Origin of the sequence: Trabulsiella odontotermitis (assembly GCF_030053895.1) — a bacterium.
Taxonomy (GTDB): Bacteria; Pseudomonadota; Gammaproteobacteria; order Enterobacterales; family Enterobacteriaceae; genus Trabulsiella; species Trabulsiella odontotermitis_C.
The window spans coordinates 3,235,837-3,259,246 of record NZ_CP125781.1 but is presented as its reverse complement, the minus strand read 5'-3'; the positions used below and the strand labels follow the sequence as shown (position 1 = coordinate 3,259,246).

Here is a 23,410-nt window from a genome sequence, read left to right as displayed (position 1 = left end):
TTACTCATATTGACGATTATCGCCAGGGATAGTCACGCACCGCGTGTCTCCGGCTCACACTGACACGGAATATATAACCTGCATGAACACTATTATGAATACGCTGAAAACTGTAAATGTAATTAATCGCGCGACCGCTAAAAAAACGGTATTAACGGGCGAAGGTAATCTTTCTGTCGCGGTTTCCGCGGCCTCGGTAATTGAAGTTCAGGCGTCGGCACAGGATGTCGTACGCTATGTCCGCCAGGGCAACGACTTATTAATTTATATGAAAGACGGCAGCGTGATTCGCTGCAACGATTATTTCATCGAAGATCCGGAATCAAAACAGCACTCTGAACTGGTTTTCAATGATGAAAGCGGCTTAACGCACGTCACGTTCAATGATGTGGGTAACGTCTCTGATCTGAACGCCGTAGAACTGACGGCGCACAGCACACCGATTGACAGCATTGAGCCGTTCCTGACTGAGGCTGCCAGCGAAAGCGATACCCCGTGGGGATGGCTGGGCGCGGCGGCACTGGGCGGCGGTGCGCTTGGCGCGCTGTTTGCCAGTAAGGGCGATGACGGCAAAACCGAGACCGTCACGGAAACCGTGACCAAAACGGAAGTGGTTGATAACACTAAAATTCCCCCGACCTACAGCGTGACGGATAAAAAGGGTGAAAAACAGGGTGGCCTGTCGGCGAATGACACCACCGATGACAACACCCCGACCTTCAGCGGTACCGGGCAGCCGGGTTCAACCATCCAGGTCAAAGACAGCAATGGCAATACTATCGCCAGCGCAATGGTCAACAGCGACGGCGTCTGGACGGTTAAACTGCCGGTACAGACTGACGGCCAGCACACCTGGTCCGTAGTGCAGATCCACGGCGACGAAACCACGTCGGCAGGCAATATCACCATCAACGTTGACACCACCAAAGCGGCGATTACGGTCGCGACCACGGCGGGCGACAACGTCATCAATGCCAGCGAACATGCTGCTGGCTTTACGCTTTCCGGCGCCAGCCAGCATCTGGCGCAGGGCACGACACTCACTGTTTCCCTGAACGGCAAAACGTATACCACCGTGGTTGGCGCGAACGGGGCGTGGCAGGTTAACGTTCCGGCTGCTGACGCGAACGCGCTGACAGACGGAAACTGGACAGTAACCGTCAGCGGTCATGACGCGGCAGGGAACACGGTCACTGGCAACCAGGCGATCACTGTGGATACGCAGGCGCCGCTGCTGTCGGTCAACACCATTGCTCAGGATCAGCTTATCAACGCGGCAGAGCATAACGCGCCGCTGACCCTGAGTGGTAAAACCAACGCCGAAGCCGGGCAGACCGTCACCCTGACGCTGAACGGCCACACCTACACCACGACCGTTGGCAATGACGGCACCTGGACGCTGACGCTGGCGGCGAATGATGTCCAGGCGCTGACCGACGGCAATCACTCGCTGACGGTATCCGTCAGTGATAAAGCGGGCAACAACAGCCAGACGACGGCAACGGTTGGCGTGGATACCACCGCGCCGGTCGTGACCATCAACACCGTTGCGGGCGACGATATCCTGAACACCGATGAGCAGGGCACCGCGCAGATCATCTCCGGGCATGCGACCGGCGCGGCGGCAGGCGATGTCGTTACCGTGCAGTTTGGCAACCAGACCTTTACCGGCGTCGTACAAGCAGACGGTAGCTGGAGCGTGGGCGTTCCGTCCTCGGTTCTGACCGCAATGAATAACGGCCAGCACACCATTACCGTGACCGTCACTGACGCCGCGGGTAATGCGGGCAACGCATCACACAACGTCACGCTCAACAGCACGGCGGTTAACTTCAGCGTCGATGCGGTGAGCCAGGACAATGTGCTCAATGCGCAGGAAGCCTTACAGCCGCTGACTTTAACCGGGACCAGCTCGCTGGCGAACGGCAGCACCGTGACGGTGATGCTGAACAATGTCGCCTACACCGCCACGGTGAATAACGGCGTCTGGTCTGTTCAGGTGCCAGTGACCGATGTGCTGAACCTCGCCGATACCCTCTATACCGTCACGGTAAGCGGCAGCGACACTACCGGCAACAGCGGTTCGGCAAGCGGTTCTTTCCTCGTCGATACGAAATTGCCGCAGGTCATCATTAATCCTTTCGCCAGCGATGATCTTGTTAACAACGCAGAAGCCAACAGCGATCAACTGCTGAGTGGCCGTGTAACGGGCGCCGCGGCAGGCGATACGGTTACCATCACCGTTGGCGGCAACAGCTATACCGCCATTGTCGCCAGCGATCTGACCTGGCAGGTGACGATCCCGTCGGCTGACCTGCTGGCATTCGGCGACGGCGATCTGACCTTCACGGCTTCCGTGACCAACAGCCACGGCAACACGGGTACCGACGATCGCGATATCAATATCAATGCTTCGCTGCCGGGGCTGCGCATCAATACGCTGTCCGGCGATGACATCGTCAACGCCATCGAACAGCAGCAGGATCTGGTGATTACGGGGTCAGGCACCCATCTGGCGCCGGGGACACTCGTTAACGTCACCATCAACAACACCACTTATCAGGCGGTCATCGACAATAACGGTAACTGGCAAATCGGTGTGCCGTCTGCGGATCTGCAGAACTGGAATGCCGGTCAGCTGACGGTAGACGCCAGTGCGCAGGACAACTGGGGCAACCCGGTTTCAGCGAATACCGCTGTTGAACTCGATCTCAACCCGGTGGCGATCGCCATCGATACGGTTTCCGTAGATAACATCATCAACGCCGTGGAAAAAGGTGCGGACCTGCTGATCTCTGGTCAGACGCAGGGCGTTGAAGCGGGTCAGACCGTAGTGATTAAATTCGCCGGTCAGACCTTTACCGCACAGGTGCAGACGGACGGCAGCTGGAGCGTGACCGTTCCGGCAAGTTCCATGTCAACACTGACGGACAGCCGTGAACACATCAGCGTTAGCGTGACAAACGTCAGCGGTAACACGGCAGATGCCGCGCACGTAGTGACGCTGGATACGGCCGCGCCGATGATCTCTATCGATACCCTGTCAACAGATGACATTCTGAACGCGACCGAAGCGCAGGCGGATCTGGTGATCAACGGCATGACCACCGCCCAGGCCGGTCAGACCGTCACCGTCACTGTCGGCGGTATCAACTACACCGCACTGGTGCAGGCCGATGGCAGCTGGAGCATCACTGTTCCGGCGGCTGACGTGGCTGCCCTGACTGACGGCAACGCCACTGTTACGGCTTCTGTCTCTGACATCGCCGGTAACCCGGCGTCTGCCAGCCATAACCTGACCGTCGATACGGCAGCACCGGTAGTCACCATCAACACTGTTGCCGGTGATGACATTCTGAACACCACCGAACACGGTCAGGCACAGGTGATCAGCGGTTCTGCCACCAATGCAGCACCGGGTGATTCTGTGACCGTGACCCTCAATGGTAACAGCTACACCACGGTGATCGATGCAAACGGCAACTGGAGCGTGGGTGTTCCGGCAGCCGATGTGACGGCCCTGCAGGACGGCACCAGCACCATCAGCGTGACGGTGACTACCGCAGCCGGTAACAGCGGTTCCGCGACGCACGACGTGAATGTTGATGCCACGGCACCGACGCTGGCCTTTGACGCCATCAGCACCGATAACGTGCTGAACGCCGCCGAAAAAGGTCAGGATCTGACCCTCAGCGGGACCAGCACTGGCCTGACGGCGGGTACCACCGTAATGGTAATGCTGAACGGCACTGCCTACACGGCAACCACCGATGCCTCCGGTAACTGGACGCTGACGGTTCCGGCAGCGGATCTGGCTACACTTGGCGAAGCGGATTACACGCTGACGGCGAGCGCGACCAACGCCACCGGTAACAGCACCAGCACCACAGCAAACCTGCTGGTGGATGCAGCCGCACCGGTCATCACTATCAATACCCTGGCGGTTGACGATATTCTGAACGCGGCCGAAGCGCAGGCGGATCTGGTGATTAACGGCATGACCACCGCCCAGGCCGGTCAGACTGTCACCGTAACAATCGGCGGTATCAACTACACCGCACTGGTGCAGGCGGACGGCAGTTGGAGCGTGACCGTTCCGGCGTCTGCGGTCTCTGCGCTGACTGACGGCAACACTGTCATCACTGCCAGCGTTAACGACGTTGCCGGTAACCCGGCCTCCGCCAGCCACAACCTGAACGTTGATACGGCGGCACCGGTAGTGACGATTAACACCGTCGCGGGTGATGACATTCTGAACACCACCGAACACGGCCAGGCACAGGTGATCAGCGGCTCTGCGACCAATGCAGCACCGGGCGATTCTGTAACCGTGACCCTCAACGGTAACAGCTACACCACCGTCATCGATGCGAACGGCAACTGGAGCGTCGGTGTTCCGGCGGCTGACGTGACGGCCCTGAACGACGGCACCAGCACTATCAGCGTGACGGTGACCACCGCGGCCGGTAACAGCGGTTCGGCCACGCACGACGTGATTGTCGATGCCACGACGCCGACACTGGCCTTCAATGCCATCAGCACCGATAACGTGCTGAACGCCGCCGAAAAAGGTCAGGATCTTGTTCTGAGCGGCACCAGCACCGGCCTGACGGCAGGCACCACCGTAACGGTAATGCTGAACGGCACCGCGTACACCGCGACCACCGATGCGTCCGGCAACTGGACGCTGACCGTACCGGCAGCGGATCTGGCAACACTGGGTGAAGCGGATTACACCGTCAGCGCCAGCGCCACCAACGCCACCGGTAACAGCACCAGCACCACCGCGAACCTGCTGGTGGATGCGGCCGCGCCGGTCATCACCATCAATACCCTGGCCGTCGATGACATCCTGAATGCCACCGAAGCGCAGGCAGATCTGGTGATCAACGGCATGACCACCGCCCAGGCCGGTCAGACCGTGACGGTCACTGTTGGCGGCAACAGCTACACTGCGCTGGTGCAGGCCGACGGCAGCTGGAGCATCACTGTTCCGGCATCTGCGGTCTCTGTGCTGACTGACGGCAACACTGTCATCACTGCAAGCGTTAACGACACTGCCGGTAACCCGGCATCAGCCAGCCACAACCTGACCGTCGATACGGCAGCACCGGTAGTGACGATTAATACCGTCGCGGGCGACGACATTCTTAACACCACCGAACACGGCCAGGCACAGGTGATCAGCGGTTCTGCAACCAACGCAGCCGCAGGTGATTCTGTAACCGTGACCCTGAACGGCAACAGCTACACCACCGTCATCGACGCGAACGGCAACTGGAGCGTCGGTGTTCCGGCAGCCGATGTTTCTGCTCTGAACGACGGCACCAGCACCATCAGTGTGACGGTGACCACTGCGGCGGGTAACAGCGGTTCGGCAACGCACGATGTGATTGTCGATGCCACGACGCCGACACTGGCCTTTGATGCCATCAGCACCGATAACGTACTGAACGCCGCCGAGAAAGGTCAGGATCTGACCCTCAGCGGGACCAGCACCGGCCTGACAGCAGGCACGACTGTCACCGTAATGCTGAACGGCACCGCCTATACCGCGATCACTGACGCCTCCGGCAACTGGACGCTGACGGTTCCGGCCGCAGATCTGGCCGGCCTCGGCGAAGCGGATTACACGCTGACAGCCAGCGCGACCAACAGCACCGGTAACAGCACCAGCACCACCGCAAACCTGCTGGTGGATGCAGCGGCCCCGGTTATCACCATCAATACCCTGGCCGTTGACGATATTCTGAACGCGGCCGAAGCGCAGGCGGATCTGGTGATTAACGGCATGACCACCGCCCAGGCCGGTCAGACCGTGACGGTCACTGTCGGTGGCAACAGCTACACCGCACTGGTGCAGGCCGACGGCAGCTGGAGCATCACTGTTCCGGCGTCTGCGGTCTCTGCGCTGACTGACGGCAACACTGTCATCACTGCCAGCGTTAACGACACCGCCGGTAACCCGGCGTCAGCCAGCCACAACCTGACCGTCGATACGGCAGCACCGGTTGTGACGATTAATACCGTTGCCGGTGACGACATTCTGAACACCACTGAGCACGGTCAGGCACAGGTCATCAGCGGTTCTGCCACCAATGCAGCACCGGGCGACTCTGTAACCGTGACCCTGAATGGCAACAGCTACACCACCGTCATCGACGCAAACGGCAACTGGAGCGTGGGCGTTCCGGCAGCCGATGTTTCTGCTCTGAATGACGGCACCAGCACCATCAGTGTGACCGTGACCACCGCCGCGGGTAACAGCGGTTCCGCAACACACGACGTGATGGTCGATGCCACGACGCCGACACTGGCCTTTGATGCCATCAGTACCGATAACGTACTGAACGCCGCCGAAAAAGGTCAGGATCTGACCCTCAGCGGCACCAGCACCGGCCTGACGGCAGGCACCACCGTAACGGTAATGCTGAACGGCACCGCGTACACCGCGACCACCGATGCGTCCGGCAACTGGACGCTGACCGTGCCGGCAGCGGATCTGGCCGGCCTGGGCGAAGCGGATTACACCGTCAGCGCCAGTGCCACCAACAGCACCGGTAACAGCACCAGCACCACCGCGAACCTGCTGGTGGATGCAGCGGCCCCGGTCATTACTATCAATACCCTGGCGGTTGACGATATTCTGAACGCGGCCGAAGCCCAGGCAGATCTGGTGATCAACGGCATGACCACCGCCCAGGCCGGCCAGACCGTGACGGTCACTGTCGGTGGCAACAGCTACACCGCACAGGTGCAGGCTGACGGCAGCTGGAGCATTACTGTTCCGGCGTCTGCGGTCTCTGCGCTGACTGACGGCAACACTGTCATCACTGCCAGCGTTAACGACACCGCCGGTAACCCGGCGTCTGCCAGCCATAACCTGAACGTTGATACGGCAGCACCGGTAGTGACGATTAACACCGTCGCCGGTGATGACATTCTTAACACCATCGAACACGGCCAGGCGCAGGTGATCAGCGGTTCTGCCACCAATGCAGCACCGGGCGATTCTGTAACCGTGACCCTCAACGGTAACAGCTACACTACCGTCATCGATGCAAACGGCAACTGGAGCGTCGGTGTTCCGGCAGCCGATGTTTCTGCTCTGAATGACGGCACCAGCACCATCAGCGTGACGGTAACTACCGCAGCCGGTAACAGCGGTTCCGCGACGCACGACGTGAATGTTGATGCCACGGCACCGACGCTGGCCTTTGACGCCATCAGCACCGATAACGTACTGAACGCGGCAGAGAAAGGGCAGGATCTTGTCCTGAGCGGGACCAGTACCGGCCTGACGGCAGGCACCACCGTAACGGTGATGCTGAACGGTAATGCCTACACGGCAACCACCGATGCCTCCGGTAACTGGACGCTGACCGTGCCGGCAGCGGATCTGGCCGGCCTCGGCGAAGCGGATTACACCGTCAGCGCCAGTGCCACCAACAGCACCGGTAACAGCACCAGCACCACCGCGAACCTGCTGGTGGATGCAGCCGCACCGGTCATCACCATTAACACCCTGGCAGCCGACGATATTCTGAACGCGACCGAAGCGCAGGCGGATCTGGTGATTAACGGCATGACCACCGCCCAGGCCGGTCAGACCGTGACGGTGACGATTGGTGGCAACAGCTACACCGCACAGGTGCAGGCGGACGGCAGCTGGAGCGTGACCGTTCCGGCGGCTGATGTTGCTGCCCTGACTGACGGCAACGCCACTGTTACGGCTTCTGTCTCTGACATCGCCGGTAACCCGGCCTCTGCCAGCCATAACCTGACGGTGGACACCGCCGCACCGGTAGTAACGATTAACACCGTTGCCGGCGATGACATTCTGAACACCACCGAGCACGGCCAGGCACAGGTGATCAGCGGTTCTGCAACTAATGCAGCGCCGGGCGATTCCGTGACCGTGAGCCTCAACGGCAACAGCTACACCACAGTGATCGATGCGAACGGCAACTGGAGCGTCGGTGTTCCGGCGGCTGACGTGACGGCCCTGAACGACGGCACCAGCACCATCAGTGTGACGGTGACCACCGCGGCCGGTAACAGCGGTTCGGCCACGCACGACGTGATTGTGGATTCGTCTGTGGCAAGTATCAGCTTCGATGCCATCAGCACCGATAACGTGCTGAACGCCGCCGAGAAAGGGCAGGATCTTGTTCTGAGCGGTACCAGCACCGGCCTGACGGCAGGCACGACTGTCACCGTGATGCTGAACGGCACGGCGTATACGGCGGTGACTGATGCCTCCGGCAACTGGACGCTGACCGTTCCGGCAGCGGATCTGGCTGGCCTCGGCGAAGCGGATTACACGCTGACGGCGAGCGCGACCAACGCCACCGGTAACAGCACCAGCACCACCGCAAACCTGCTGGTGGATGCGGCAGCCCCGGTGATCACCATTAATACCCTGGCCGTTGACGATATTCTGAACGCGGCAGAAGCGCAGGCGGATCTGGTGATCAACGGCATGACCACCGCACAGGCCGGTCAGACCGTCACCGTCACTGTTGGCGGCAACAGCTACACTGCGCTGGTGCAGGCCGACGGCAGCTGGAGCATCACTGTTCCGGCGTCTGCGGTCTCTGCGCTGACTGACGGCAACACTGTCATTACTGCCAGCGTTAACGACGTTGCCGGTAACCCGGCGTCAGCCAGCCACAACCTGACCGTCGATACGGCAGCACCGGTAGTGACGATTAACACTGTTGCCGGCGATGACATTCTTAACACCACCGAGCACGGCCAGGCACAGGTGATCAGCGGTTCTGCCACCAATGCAGCCGCAGGTGATTCTGTAACCGTCACCCTGAATGGCAACAGCTACACCACCGTCATCGACGCGAACGGCAACTGGAGCGTCGGTGTTCCGGCGGCTGATGTTTCTGCTCTGAATGACGGCACCAGCACCATCAGTGTGACCGTGACGACGGCGGCGGGTAACAGCGGCTCTGCAACGCACGACGTGATTGTGGATTCGTCTGTGGCAAGTATCAGCTTCGATGCCATCAGCACCGATAACGTGCTGAACGCCGCCGAAAAAGGTCAGGATCTGACCCTCAGCGGGACCAGCACCGGCCTGACGGCAGGCACCACCGTAACGGTAATGCTGAACGGCACGGCGTATACGGCAACCACCGATGCCTCCGGCAACTGGACGCTGACCGTACCGGCCGCGGATCTGGCTACACTTGGCGAAGCGGATTACACCGTCAGCGCCAGTGCGACCAACAGCACCGGTAACAGCACCAGCACCACCGCAAACCTGCTGGTGGATGCGGCGGCACCGGTCATCACCATCAACACCCTGGCCGTTGACGATATTCTGAACGCGGCCGAAGCCCAGGCGGATCTGGTGATCAACGGCATGACCACCGCCCAGGCCGGTCAGACCGTGACCGTCACTGTCGGCGGTATCAACTACACTGCGCTGGTGCAGGCGGACGGCAGCTGGAGCGTGACTGTTCCGGCAAACGACGTCGCAGCACTGACCGACGGCAACACCGTCATCACTGCCAGCGTTAACGACATCGCCGGTAACCCGGCGTCTGCCAGCCATAACCTGACGGTGGACACCGCAGCACCGGTAGTAACGATTAATACCGTTGCCGGTGACGATATCCTGAATACCACCGAGCACGGCCAGGCACAGGTGATCAGCGGTTCTGCCACCAACGCAGCGCCGGGCGATTCCGTGACTGTCACCCTGAACGGCAACAGCTACACCACCGTCATCGACGCGAACGGCAACTGGAGCGTCGGTGTTCCGGCAGCCGATGTTTCTGCTCTGAACGACGGCACCAGCACCATCAGCGTGACCGTGGCCACCGCCGCGGGTAACAGCGGTTCCGCAACACACGATGTGATTGTGGATTCGTCTGTGGCAAGTATCAGTTTCAATGCCATCAGTACCGATAACGTGCTGAACGCGGCAGAGAAAGGTCAGGATCTTGTTCTGAGCGGGACCAGCACCGGCCTGACGGCAGGTACCACCGTAACGGTAATGCTGAACGGCACCGCGTATACCGCAGTGACAGATGCTTCCGGTAACTGGACGCTGACGGTGCCGGCCGCAGATCTGGCCGGCCTCGGCGAAGCGGATTACACCGTCAGCGCCAGCGCGACCAACAGCACCGGTAACAGCACCAGCACCACCGCAAACCTGCTGGTGGATGCAGCCGCACCGGTCATTACCATCAACACCCTGGCGGTTGACGATATTCTGAACGCGACCGAAGCGCAGGCGGATCTGGTGATCAACGGCATGACCACCGCCCAGGCCGGTCAGACCGTGACGGTGACGATTGGTGGTACTAACTACACCGCACTGGTGCAGGCCGACGGCAGCTGGAGCATCACTGTTCCGGCAGTTGACGTGGCTGCCCTGACTGACGGCAACGCCACTGTTACGGCTTCTGTCTCTGACATCGCCGGTAACCCGGCGTCTGCCAGCCATAACCTGACGGTGGACACCGCCGCACCGGTAGTAACGATTAATACCGTCGCGGGCGACGACATTCTCAACACCACTGAACACGGTCAGGCGCAGGTGATCAGCGGTTCTGCGACCAACGCAGCGCCGGGCGATTCCGTGACCGTCACCCTGAACGGTAACAGCTACACCACCGTCATCGATGCAAACGGCAACTGGAGCGTGGGCGTTCCGGCAGCCGATGTGATGGCCCTGCAGGACGGTACCAGCACCATCAGTGTGACCGTGACCACTGCGGCGGGTAACAGCGGTTCGGCAACACACGATGTGATTGTGGATTCGTCTGTGGCAGGTATCAGCTTCGATGCCATCAGCACCGACAACGTGCTGAACGCGGCAGAGAAAGGGCAGGATCTTGTTCTGAGCGGGACCAGCACCGGCCTGACGGCGGGTACCACCGTAACGGTAATGCTGAACGGCACTGCCTACACGGCAACGACAGATGCCTCCGGCAACTGGACGCTGACCGTGCCGGCCGCAGATCTGGCCGGCCTCGGCGAAGCGGATTACACGCTGACGGCGAGCGCGACCAACGCCACCGGTAACAGCACCAGCACCACCGCGAACCTGCTGGTGGATGCAGCCGCACCGGTCATTACTATCAATACCCTGGCGGTTGACGATATTCTGAACGCGACCGAAGCGCAGGCAGATCTGGTGATCAACGGCATGACCACCGCCCAGGCCGGTCAGACCGTGACGGTCACTGTCGGTGACAACAACTACACTGCGCTGGTGCAGGCGGATGGCAGCTGGAGCATCACTGTTCCGGCAGTTGACGTGGCTGCCCTGACTGACGGCAACGCCATTGTTACGGCTTCTGTCTCTGACATCGCCGGTAACCCGGCGTCTGCCAGCCATAACCTGACGGTGGACACCGCCGCACCGGTAGTAACGATTAACACTGTTGCCGGTGATGACATTCTGAACACCACCGAACACGGTCAGGCACAGGTGATCAGCGGTTCTGCCACCAATGCAGCACCGGGTGATTCTGTGACCGTGACCCTCAATGGTAACAGCTACACCACGGTGATCGATGCAAACGGCAACTGGAGCGTGGGCGTTCCGGCAGCCGATGTGACGGCCCTGAACGATGGCACCAGCACCATCAGCGTGACCGTGACGACGGCGGCGGGTAACAGCGGTTCGGCAACACACGATGTGATTGTGGATTCGTCTGTGGCAAGTATCAGCTTCGATGCCATCAGCACCGACAACGTGCTGAACGCCGCCGAAAAAGGGCAGGATCTGACCCTCAGCGGCACCAGCACCGGCCTGACGGCAGGCACGACTGTCACCGTGATGCTGAACGGCACGGCGTATACGGCGGTGACTGATGCCTCCGGCAACTGGACGCTGACCGTACCGGCAGCGGATCTGGCCGGCCTCGGCGAAGCGGATTACACGCTGAGCGCCAGCGCGACCAACGCCACCGGTAACAGCACCAGCACCACCGCGAACCTGCTGGTGGATGCAGCGGCACCGGTCATTACCATCAATACCCTGGCGGTTGACGATATTCTGAACGCGACCGAAGCGCAGGCTGACCTGGTGATCAACGGCATGACCACCGCACAGGCCGGTCAGACCGTGACCGTCACGATTGGCGGCAACAGCTACACCGCACAGGTGCAGGCGGACGGCAGCTGGAGCGTGACCGTTCCGGCGGCTGACGTGGCTGCCCTGACTGACGGCAACACCACTGTTACGGCTTCTGTCTCTGACATCGCCGGTAACCCGGCGTCAGCCAGCCATAACCTGACGGTGGACACCGCAGCACCGGTAGTGACGATTAATACCGTTGCCGGCGATGACATCCTGAACACCACCGAACACGGTCAGGCACAGGTGATCAGCGGTTCTGCGACCAACGTAGCGCCGGGCGATTCCGTGACCGTCACCCTGAACGGCAACAGCTACACCACCGTCATCGATGCGAACGGCAACTGGAGCGTGGGTGTTCCGGCAGCCGATGTGACGGCCCTGAATGACGGCACCAGCACCATCAGTGTGACGGTAACTACCGCAGCCGGTAACAGCGGTTCCGCGACGCACGACGTGAATGTTGATGCCACGGCACCGACGCTGGCCTTTGACGCCATCAGCACCGATAACGTACTGAACGCGGCAGAGAAAGGGCAGGATCTGGTTCTGAGCGGCACCAGCACCGGCCTGACGGCAGGCACCACCGTAACGGTAATGCTGAACGGCACCGCGTATACGGCAACCACCGATGCCTCCGGTAACTGGACACTGACGGTTCCGGCCGCAGATCTGGCCGGCCTCGGCGAAGCGGATTACACGCTGACGGCGAGCGCGACCAACGCCACCGGTAACAGCACCAGCACCACCGCAAACCTGCTGGTGGATGCGACAGCCCCGGTGATCACCATTAATACCCTGGCGGTTGACGATATTCTGAACGCGACTGAAGCGCAGGCGGATCTGGTGATTAACGGCATGACCACCGCCCAGGCCGGTCAGACCGTGACGGTCACTGTCGGTGGCAACAGCTACACCGCACAGGTACAGGCGGACGGCAGCTGGAGCATCACTGTTCCGGCGGCTGACGTGGCTGCCCTGACTGACGGCAACGCCACTGTTACGGCTTCTGTCTCTGACATCGCCGGTAACCCGGCGTCAGCCAGTCATAACCTGAACGTTGATACGGCAGCACCGGTAGTGACGATTAATACCGTCGCGGGCGATGACATTCTGAACACCACCGAACACGGTCAGGCACAGGTGATCAGCGGTTCTGCAACGAACGCAGCGCCGGGCGATTCCGTGACGGTCACCCTGAACGGCAACAGCTACACCACCGTCATCGACGCGAACGGCAACTGGAGCGTCGGTGTTCCGGCGGCTGACGTGACGGCCCTGAACGACGGCACCAGCACCATCAGCGTGACGGTGACCACGGCGGCGGGTAACAGCGGCTCTGCAACACATGATGTGATTGTGGATTCGTCTGTGGCGAGTATCAGCTTCGATGCCATCAGCACCGATAACGTACTGAATGCGGCTGAAAAAGGTCAGGATCTGACCCTCAGCGGTACCAGCACCGGCCTGACGGCGGGTACCACCGTAACGGTAATGCTGAACGGCACTGCCTACACGGCAACCACCGATGCCTCCGGCAACTGGACACTGACGGTTCCGGCAGCGGATCTGGCTACACTTGGCGAAGCGGATTACACCGTCAGCGCCAGTGCGACCAACAGCACCGGTAACAGCACCAGCACCACCGCAAACCTGCTGGTGGATGCAGCGGCCCCGGTTATCACCATCAATACGCTGGCCGTCGATGACATCCTGAACGCGACCGAAGCCCAGGCGGATCTGGTGATCAACGGCATGACCACCGCACAGGCCGGTCAGACCGTCACCGTCACGATTGGTGGCAACACCTTCACTGCGCTGGTACAGGCGGACGGCAGCTGGAGCATCACTGTTCCGGCAGTTGACGTGGCTGCCCTGACTGACGGCAACGCCACTGTTACGGCTTCTGTCTCTGACACCGCCGGTAACCCGGCGTCTGCCAGCCATAACCTGACGGTGGACACCGCAGCACCAGTAGTGACGATTAACACCGTTGCCGGCGATGACATTCTTAATACCACCGAACACGGTCAGGCGCAGGTGATCAGCGGTTCTGCCACCAATGCAGCACCGGGTGATTCTGTAACCGTGACCCTGAATGGCAACAGCTACACCACCGTCATCGACGCGAACGGCAACTGGAGCGTCGGTGTTCCGGCGGCCGATGTGACGGCTCTGCAGGACGGTACCAGCACCATCAGTGTGACCGTCACCACCGCGGCCGGTAACAGTGGCTCCGCAACGCATGATGTCGATGTTGACCTGAACCCGGTCTCCGTCAGCATCAACAGCGTCACAGCGGATGACATCATCAACGCGGCGGAAACGGGCGCGGATCTGGTACTGTCCGGCTCTACCGTTAATGTGGAAGCGGGTCAGACCGTCACCATTATCTTTAACGGTCAGACCGTGACCGCCGTCGTTGACAGCAATGGCGACTGGTCATACACCATTCCGTCAGCGGATCTGGCTAACCTGAACGCCGGCAGCGCCCGTGTCCAGGTCAGCGTCAGCAACGCCAGCGGTAACAGCGCATCAGCCGACCATAGCTACAGCGTGGATACCGATGCGCCGGTCATCACCATCAACACCCTGGCGGCAGACGATATTCTGAACGCTGCCGAAGCGCAGGCTGATCTGGTGCTCACCGGTACCAGTACTGCGGAAGCGGGGCAGACAGTCACCATCACGCTGAACGGTAATACCTATACCGCGCAGGTACAGGCCAACGGCAACTGGAGCGTCACCGTTCCGGCGGGCGATGTGGCGGCACTGACTGACGGTACCGCGGTTATCACTGCCAGCGTCAATGACGTGGCGGGTAACCCGGCATCGGCAAGCCATAACCTGACGGTAGATACCACCGCGCCTGTGGTCACCATCGATACCGTGGCGAGCGATGATATCGTCAATAACGGCGAACAGCTGGCGGGGCAAACCATCAGCGGCACCACCACGGCAGAGCAGGGCCAGACGGTAACCGTGACCTTTAACGGCCACACCTATCTGGCAACCGTAGGTAGCGCCGGGAACTGGTCGGTGTTTGTACCGGCGACTGATTTTGCGGGTCTGGTGGATGGTCAGTACGCCATCACCGCGACCGTGAATGACGTTGCGGGTAACGCGGGCAACAGCAGTCACAACGTAACGCTGAATGGCGATGTCCCGACCATTACAGTGAACACTCTGAGCGTGGATGACATCATCAACGCCGCCGAGCACGGCACGGCGCTGACCATCAGCGGAACGACGACGGCACCGGCAGGTCAGACAGTTACCATTACGCTGAACGGCAACACTTACACCACTACAGTACAGAGCAACGGTCAGTGGAGCGTCGTCGTGAGCAGCACCGACGTTGCCGCGCTGGCGGATGGCACTGCGTATACGGTGCATGCGGAAGTCAGCAACACCATTGGTAACAGCGCCAGTGATGATCACGTTGTTAACGTCGATCTGACGCCGCCGGCGCAGATCATCACCATCGTTGCGGTACAGAATGATACCGGTCTGAACAGCGCCGATTTCATCACCAGCGATAACCAGATCGTGCTGAACGGTTCGCTCTCTGCGCAGCTCGGCAACGGTGAAACCGCGCAGATCAGCCTCGACGGTGGTGCGACCTGGATTGACCTGGTGGTGAACGGCACCACCTGGACCTTCAGCGACGGGCGTACTCTGGCAGATGGCGCGCATCAGTACATGGTGCGTGTGATTGATAACGCGGGCAACGTTGGTGCGGTCAGCAGTCAGACGGTGGTGGTGGATACCACGCTGCCAGCGATAACGCTGATCTCTGTGGATTCGGTGTCGCAGGACACCGGTCTGTCGACCAGCGATTTCATTACCTATGACAACCAGATCACCCTGCAGGGCTCACTGAATGCGGTGCTGGCCAGCGGTGAACATGTACAGATCAGCCTTGATGGCGGTCTCACCTGGGTTGATGTCAGCGTGAACGGCCAGAGCTGGACCTGGGTTGATGGTCGTACGCTGGCGGATGGCGACTACCTCTATCAGCTGCGCGTGATCGACGACGCCGGCAATATCAGCGCCACCACCAGTCAGACGGTGACCGTTGATACGCAGGTGCCGGACGCCAGCAAAACCATCGCTTTTGACAGCATCAGCGATGACAGCGGTCTCAGCAACAGCGACTTCGTCACCAACGATACCTCGCTGAGCCTGCAGGGCTCCCTGGGCGCCACGTTGTCTCCGGGCGAAATCGTACAGATTAGCCTTGATGGCGGCGCCACCTGGCAGAGCGTGACAGTGATTGGCAACAGCTGGTTCTTTGACGACGGTCGTACGCTTGCCGATGGCACGTATGACTACTGGGTGCGTGTGATTGATACGGCGGGTAACATCGGCGCGACAGCGCACCAGCAGGTCACGGTTGATCTGGTGGCGCCGGATAGCGCGATTACCGTCAGCATTGACAGTATCACCACCGACAGCGGCTATAGCGACAGTGACTTCCTGACCAACGATACGTCGCTGACCATCACCGGCTCTATCGGCGCGCCGCTGGGTGCTGGCGACCAGGTGCAGATCAGTACCGATAACGGTCTGACCTGGCAGAACGTCGTTATGAATGGTAACAGCTGGACGTTTGTTGACTCGCGTACCCTGACGGATGGCGATCATACCTATCAGGTACGTGTTGTTGACGTGGCCGGGAATGCCGGCGCGACGACACTGCAGGTCGTGACCGTTGACCTTACGACGCCAACCACGGCGGCAACCATTGTCAGCTATACCGATGATGTGGCCTCTTCACGCGGTGAGTTTGCGTCCGGCACCATCACCGATGATCGCATGCCGGTGCTGAACGGGACTTTGTCCACCGGTCTGCAGACAGGCGAGCTGGTCCGCATCTACAGCGCCGACGGTACGCTGCTCGGCGAAGCGGATGTTAACGGCACCGACTGGACATACCAACTGAACGAACCGCTGATCGACGGTCAGCAGGGCGAGTTCTATGCGGTGGTGGTTGATGCCGCGGGTAACGAAGGCGCGCCGTCTCCGGTGTTTGATTTCACCGTGGATCTGAAAATGTATGCGGCCGCGCAGAACACCCTGGACACCACCCCCATCGTGACCGGTCGTGTTGATTTCGAGATCCTCACCGGTGAATACGTCGAAGTGACGATTAACAACGTGGTTTACAGCTCCCGTACCGGTGCGGTGGTCATCGACCCGTTAAACAGCACCTGGTATGTGCAGATCCCTGACAGTGATGCACTGGCGCTGGGTACTTACGATGTGAAAGCGGTGCTCTATAAAGCGGATGGCACGCAGATTACGGCGGATGACACCACCGGTGAACTGACGGTATCTCCGACGCCGTCCATTACCTTTACGTCATCGGCGGCGTCTTCTGATGATACCGGTACGGCGCTGACGCTGGGTGAAGATGGTACATGGCGTATCCTGAGCAACTCGACGGTGTTCACGCAGAATGCCACCGACTCGACCACCTTAGGCTCGTTTGACTCGGTGGCCATCAGTGGTCCGGATGAGCAACAGCAGTCGTCGTTTATCGACTTCGACCGCGATGGTCTGATGGATATTCTGGGGGCGGATACTGACTATGGGAACGGCCAGCAGTCGTTCAAATATAACGAAGACGGTACCTACAGCTCCTTCCAGGTGGGGGCTTATGGTGAATCGGGTCAGACCAACGATCCTAACGGTAACATCTACGGCTGGTACGGTGGTGCGATGGGGATCGATATCAACGGCGATGGCTATGTTGATATGGTCTATGGTGACGAAACGCCGAACGATGAAGAAGCGCGCGGCGGTTATGACTCCAGTTTCGTGATGAACACCGACGGGACCATTACTGGTTTCGATAAGACCGGCACCTATGTCAACAGCAGCACCTCGCAGGATGGCACACCGGCGACCAACAGCGGTAACGCAACGCCAGACCGTGAGGTATCGGGTGTCGACCTGAACAACGATGGTTATGTCGATATCACCTATCACGGTACGTCAGGGTCGAACGCCACCTCGGGCGGCGGTAGCAGCACGTCGAGTTCTCGTCTGGTGGTGGTGACCAACGGGGTTGATGCGAATGGCAACATGACGCTGACCAACACCCAGGTGGTGACCGACGTGTTCGACGGCGACAGCGCCACGGATAACTACTACACCACCATGACCTGGTCCGATCTTAACGGCGACGGTTATATGGATCTGTTCGTGGCCGGGTTAACCGATAAGGGCAACGCCACCAGTGCCATCTTCTATAACGATGGTAACGGGAACTTAACGGCGGCGGCCAATGGCGTGGGTACCGGGTCGAATGTGCAGACCCTGGGCGACAGCGTGAACAGTATGACTTCGCTGGCGGTGGACTGGAACGGCGACGGCAAGATGGATCTCATCGAAATTGCCGGTGCGGCGGGTTCGACGGCGAACAACAACGCCAGCAACGTGGGGCTGCTGTGGACCAACAACGGTGTGAACAGCGGTACCGGCCAGGTTAACTGGACGTCGCAAACGCTGATCACCAACGCCAACCAGGGCAGCTCCAACTTTACTACCGGTGCGCTGGCGCTGGACCTGGATTACGATGGTGACAAAGATCTGGTGATGTTCCGCGCCGCAGGCGGTAAAACGGAATACATCGAGAACACCAACAAAATCAACGATGGTACCAGCATCATCCTGCGTATTTCAGACGCGAACGGCATCAACGCCTTCTATGGCAACACGGTGCTGCTCATTGATGAAAGTACCGGGAAGGTGGTCGGTTCGCAGGTGATTAACGCCCAGGGCGGTGTGAACATGAACGACTCGTCCGGGTTGGTCTACTTCTACGGCCTGGATGCGAGCAAATCGTACAGCGCGGTATTGCTGGCAAACGGCAATGACTACGGTGGCGTGTCGTCGGTGAGTTTCGACTCCTCCGGCGTCTCGAATTCCATCGAGAATGTCAACGCCTCGTGGGGCGGCCTGAAGGCGGTAGAGAAGAACCACGCCTATACCCTGACGGCGGAAGACGGCGCGTCGGCGACGAACAGTGCGCAGGCAGCCACGGACGGCACCAACTCCATCGGTATTGTGGGGACGGGCTACAACGATACGTTGAACGCCACGGCGGGGACGCACATCTATAACGGGGGTGGCGGTAGCCGCGAGGTTTCTGATGTTGACGTCTGGACTGCGAACGGCGGGATGGACATCGTCGACTACAAACTGGCGGGCAACACGTCGCTGAACATCGACCTGAGCAACGGCGCGATGCAGAACACCGGGTTCGGTAATGCGCAGTTCGTGAATGTCGAAGGGATCGCCGGGGGTAACGGTAACGACGTCTTTACCGGCAGTACCTCGGAGAACTTCTTCGAAGGTCGCGGCGGCAACGATACCTTCAACATCGGTAACGGTGGTCAGGATACGCTGCTGTACAAACTGCTCAATCCGGCAGATGCCTCGGGCGGCAACGGTAGCGACGTGGTGAACGGCTTTACCATCGGGACCTGGGAAGGGACCGCGGATACCGACCGTATCGACCTGCGTGAGCTGCTGTCCGGTAGCGGCTACACCGGCACCGCCAGCGCGACCTACGTGGACAGTGTTGCCACGCTGGATCCGCAGGCGGGTAACATCAGCGACTACATTCGTGTGGTGCAGAACGGCAGCAACACCGAGATCCAGGTGGATATCGATGGTGCGTCCGGCAACTTCTCGCCGACGACGGTGGTCACGCTGAACGGTGTCCAGACCGACCTTGCCACACTGCTGGCAAACCATCAGTTACTGGTGATGTAACTCCGATGCCGGGGGAATTTATTCCCCCGGCAAATATCATGCTAAATAACCACTAGAATAAACAGAGGCTCTTTGGCCTGCGTTTATTCATGCGCAGAAACCGTATGAACACCATCTCAAATACGAATAACGTTTTTCCAGTACAGCGTCATCACGCAGAACAGGAACGTAACTCTATGAATGCGAACCCGCAATATGAACCCTGGCTTCAGGCCATGATCGGCGTTGCGCAATATTATCGTCTCGACTTTTCTCAGGAACATGTTCGGGTGACGATCAATTACGAAGGGCAGTCACCTCGCGATCTGGTATTAAAAGATATGGCGCGGCAGCTCGGCCTGGGGCTGCGCCGTGTTCCGGCGAAAGTCTCTTATCTTGATCCCTGGCGGTTACCGCTGATCGCGGAATTCGACGGCGGGCAAATCGCGGTGATTAATCGCATGGACAGCGAAGGCAATGTCAGCCTGCAGTTCAGCGGCGATGAAGGGCTGGAAACCGTGTTAACGCGTGATGAATTAGGCACGCGGATCAAAACGTTATTTATACTTCGCCCGCTGGAATCCACCCCCGACGCGCGCGTTGATGATTATATTAAGCCGTATAAAAAAAGCTGGTTCTGGCGACTGGCGTTAAAAGACTGGCACCGTTATCTCGATATTATGGTCGTCGCCCTGGTGGCGAACGTGCTGGCGCTGTCCGGCATGATCTTTTCGATGCAGGTCTATGACCGCGTCGTGCCGTCGCAATCAGAAACCACGCTGTGGGTTTTATTTGGCGGGGTGATGCTGGCGATCCTGTTTGAATTTATTATGCGTATGCTGCGGGTCTATATCTCCGACGTGATCGGCAAACGCGCCGATTTACGCATTTCCGAACGGGTATTTGCCCACGCGCTGCGAATTAAAAACGGCGCTCGTTCAAAATCCACCGGATCGTTTATTTCGCAAATTCGCGAACTGGAAGCGGTGCGGGAATTGATCACCTCCACCAGTATTGCGGCGATTTCCGATCTGCCGTTTTTCCTGCTGTTTGTCTTCATCTTGTGGATGATTGGCGGCCCGCTGGTGCTGGTGGTGCTGATGGCAGTGCCTCTGTTGCTCATTCCCGGCATGCTGGTGCAGCGCCCGCTGGCGCGGCTGTCAACGGAAGGGATGCGCGAATCCGCCATCCGCAACGCAACGCTGGTTGAAGCAGTGCAGGGGATTGAAGACATCAAGCTGATGCGCGCCGAACAGCGTTTCCAGAATCAATGGAATAACACCAACTTTGTCGCCGCCGATGTGGGCATGCGTCAGCGCTGGCTGACCGGCATGCTGTTGACGTGGACGCAGGAAGTGCAGTCGATAGTCTATGCTGTGGTACTGCTGATTGGCTGTTATCTGGTGATCAGCGGCGACATGACCACCGGTGCGCTGGTCGGGACCTCGATCCTCGCGTCGCGCACTATTGCGCCGCTGTCGCAGATCTCCGGCGTGTTGTCGCGCTGGCAGTCGGCAAAAGTGGCGTTGCAGGGGCTTGATGATCTTATGCAGCGCCCGATTGACGAACCGCAGCGCGGTAAAAAAGTGCATAAAGCGCACCTGCGCGGGCACTATCAGCTGGAAAACGTCGGTTTCTATTACGATGAAGAAGAGAAGCTGAGCGTGCTGACCATCCCGGCGCTGACCATCAATGCCGGCGAGCGCGTGGCGGTACTCGGGCGCAACGGTTCCGGTAAAAGCACGCTATTGCAGGTGCTGGCCGGAATGCAGGAGCCGCAGCAGGGTTCCGTGCTGCTCGACAACATTGCGCTTAACCATCTCGATCCGGCGGACGTGCGCCGCGATATGCAGTTGCTTAGCCAGCAGGCGCGGCTGTTCTTCGGTTCTATCCATGACAACATCACCTTAGGCAACCCGACGGCCACCGACGACGACATCCAGCAGGCGCTGGCGATAAGCGGCGCGCTGGAGTTCGTCCGCAAGCAAAAAATGGGGCTGAATTACGTGATCAGCGAAGGTGGCGCGGGCTTGTCCGGCGGTCAGCGTCAGGCGTTGTTGCTGGCGCGAGCGATACTGACATCACCCAATATTTTATTGCTTGATGAACCTACCGCCTGGCTGGACGAGATCGGCGAGCAGCAGTTTATTCACCACCTCAAACAGTGGTTGGGTACGCACCGCACAATGGTTGTCGCCACGCACCGGCTGCCAATCCTCGAACTGGTCGACCGGATTATCGTGCTGGATAACGGCCGCATCGTGATGGATGGCCCGCGCGAGGCAATCCTTAAAAAACATGGCTTAACGCCCGACAGTAATGTGTCGATGATGAAAACCCCGTCGCAGGGGAGATCGTAAAATGAGCGAAATGAATCGTTTTAACAGTCGCCTGAGCGAGCCGAGCCTGCCGCGCTCCTCGCTGGTGGCGTGGTTTTTATTTATCGCGCTGGCGGCGTTTGTCGGCTGGGCGAGCATGTTTCACCTCGATGAAGTCACCACCGGCAGCGGCAAAGTGGTGCCGTCATCCCATGAGCAGGAGATCCAGTCGCTGGAAGGCGGCATTATCTACAAGCTGATGGTGCATGAAGGGGACATCGTCGAAAAAGGCCAGCAACTGGCGCAGCTTGACCGCACCAAAACGGAATCCAGCGTGCTGGAGAGCGAATCCAAACTGCATGCCGCCATGGCCACTGCCGCGCGGCTTGACGCCGAAGTGAACGATACCGCGCTGGTGTTTCCGCCGGAGCTGGGTAACGAGTCGGAACTGGTCAGGCAGGAAACCGCGCTGTATCAGTCCCGTCGCGACAGCCTTGAAAAAGGGATGGCGGGTCTGAAAGAGGGCATTTTACTGGTGCAGCGAGAGCTGTCGCTCACCGAGCCGCTGATCCAACAGGGCGCTGCCAGCAACGTGGAAGTGCTGCGCCTCCAGCGGCAGAAAAATGAGCTGGAGAATAAAATCGCTGAGATGCAAAACCAGTATTACGTACGGGCGCGGGAAGAGCTGGCGCATGCAAATGCGGAAGTCGAAGCCGAACGTTCGGTCATGCGTGGACGTGAGGACTCACTTACCCGTCTGACCTTCACCGCACCAGTGCGTGGCATTGTGAAAGACATTGATGTCACCACCGTTGGCGGCGTCATCCCGCCCGGCGGCAAGCTGATGAGCCTGGTGCCGCTGGACGATCAGATCCTGATTGAAACGAAAATTCTGCCGCGCGATGTGGCGTTCATCCACCCCGGACAGAAAGCGCTGGTGAAGGTGACGGCGTACGATTACTCGATTTACGGCGGCATTGACGGCGTGGTGACGATGATTTCGCCGGACACCATTCAGGATGAAGTTAAACGCGACGTCTATTTTTACCGGGTTTACATTCGTACCGACAGCAACCAGCTGGTTAACAAGCAGAAAAAAGCGTTTCCGGTGTTTCCCGGCATGATTGCGACCGTGGATATTAAGACGGGGAATAAAACGATTCTGGAGTATCTGCTGAAACCGCTGAACAAAGCGAAAGAGGCGCTGCGGGAACGGTAA

3 protein-coding genes are annotated in these 23,410 nt (G+C 59.5%); all 3 read left to right on the top strand.

The window, feature by feature from the left end:
• Window positions 1-94: 94 nt before the first annotated feature.
• Entirely contained in the window at window positions 95-19,894 is a 19,800-nt protein-coding gene (locus tag QMG90_RS15545; protein WP_283283979.1) for an Ig-like domain-containing protein, read from the top strand.
• 176 nt (window positions 19,895-20,070) lie between these two features.
• Complete coding sequence (locus QMG90_RS15540) at window positions 20,071-22,233, top strand: type I secretion system permease/ATPase (RefSeq protein ID WP_283280529.1); 2,163 nt, start codon at window positions 20,071-20,073, stop codon at window positions 22,231-22,233.
• 1 nt (window position 22,234) lies between these two features.
• A complete protein-coding gene (locus QMG90_RS15535; protein WP_283280528.1) occupies window positions 22,235-23,410 on the top strand; it encodes an HlyD family type I secretion periplasmic adaptor subunit in 1,176 nt (391 codons plus the stop codon).

Bases quoted from the DNA above. Each gene is read 5' to 3' on its own strand.
- QMG90_RS15545 (WP_283283979.1), top strand. From the start codon at position 95: ATGAATACGCTGAAAACTGTAAATGTAATTAATCGCGCGACCGCTAAA.
- QMG90_RS15540 (WP_283280529.1), top strand. From the start codon at position 20,071: ATGAATGCGAACCCGCAATATGAACCCTGGCTTCAGGCCATGATCGGC.
- QMG90_RS15535 (WP_283280528.1), top strand. From the start codon at position 22,235: ATGAGCGAAATGAATCGTTTTAACAGTCGCCTGAGCGAGCCGAGCCTG.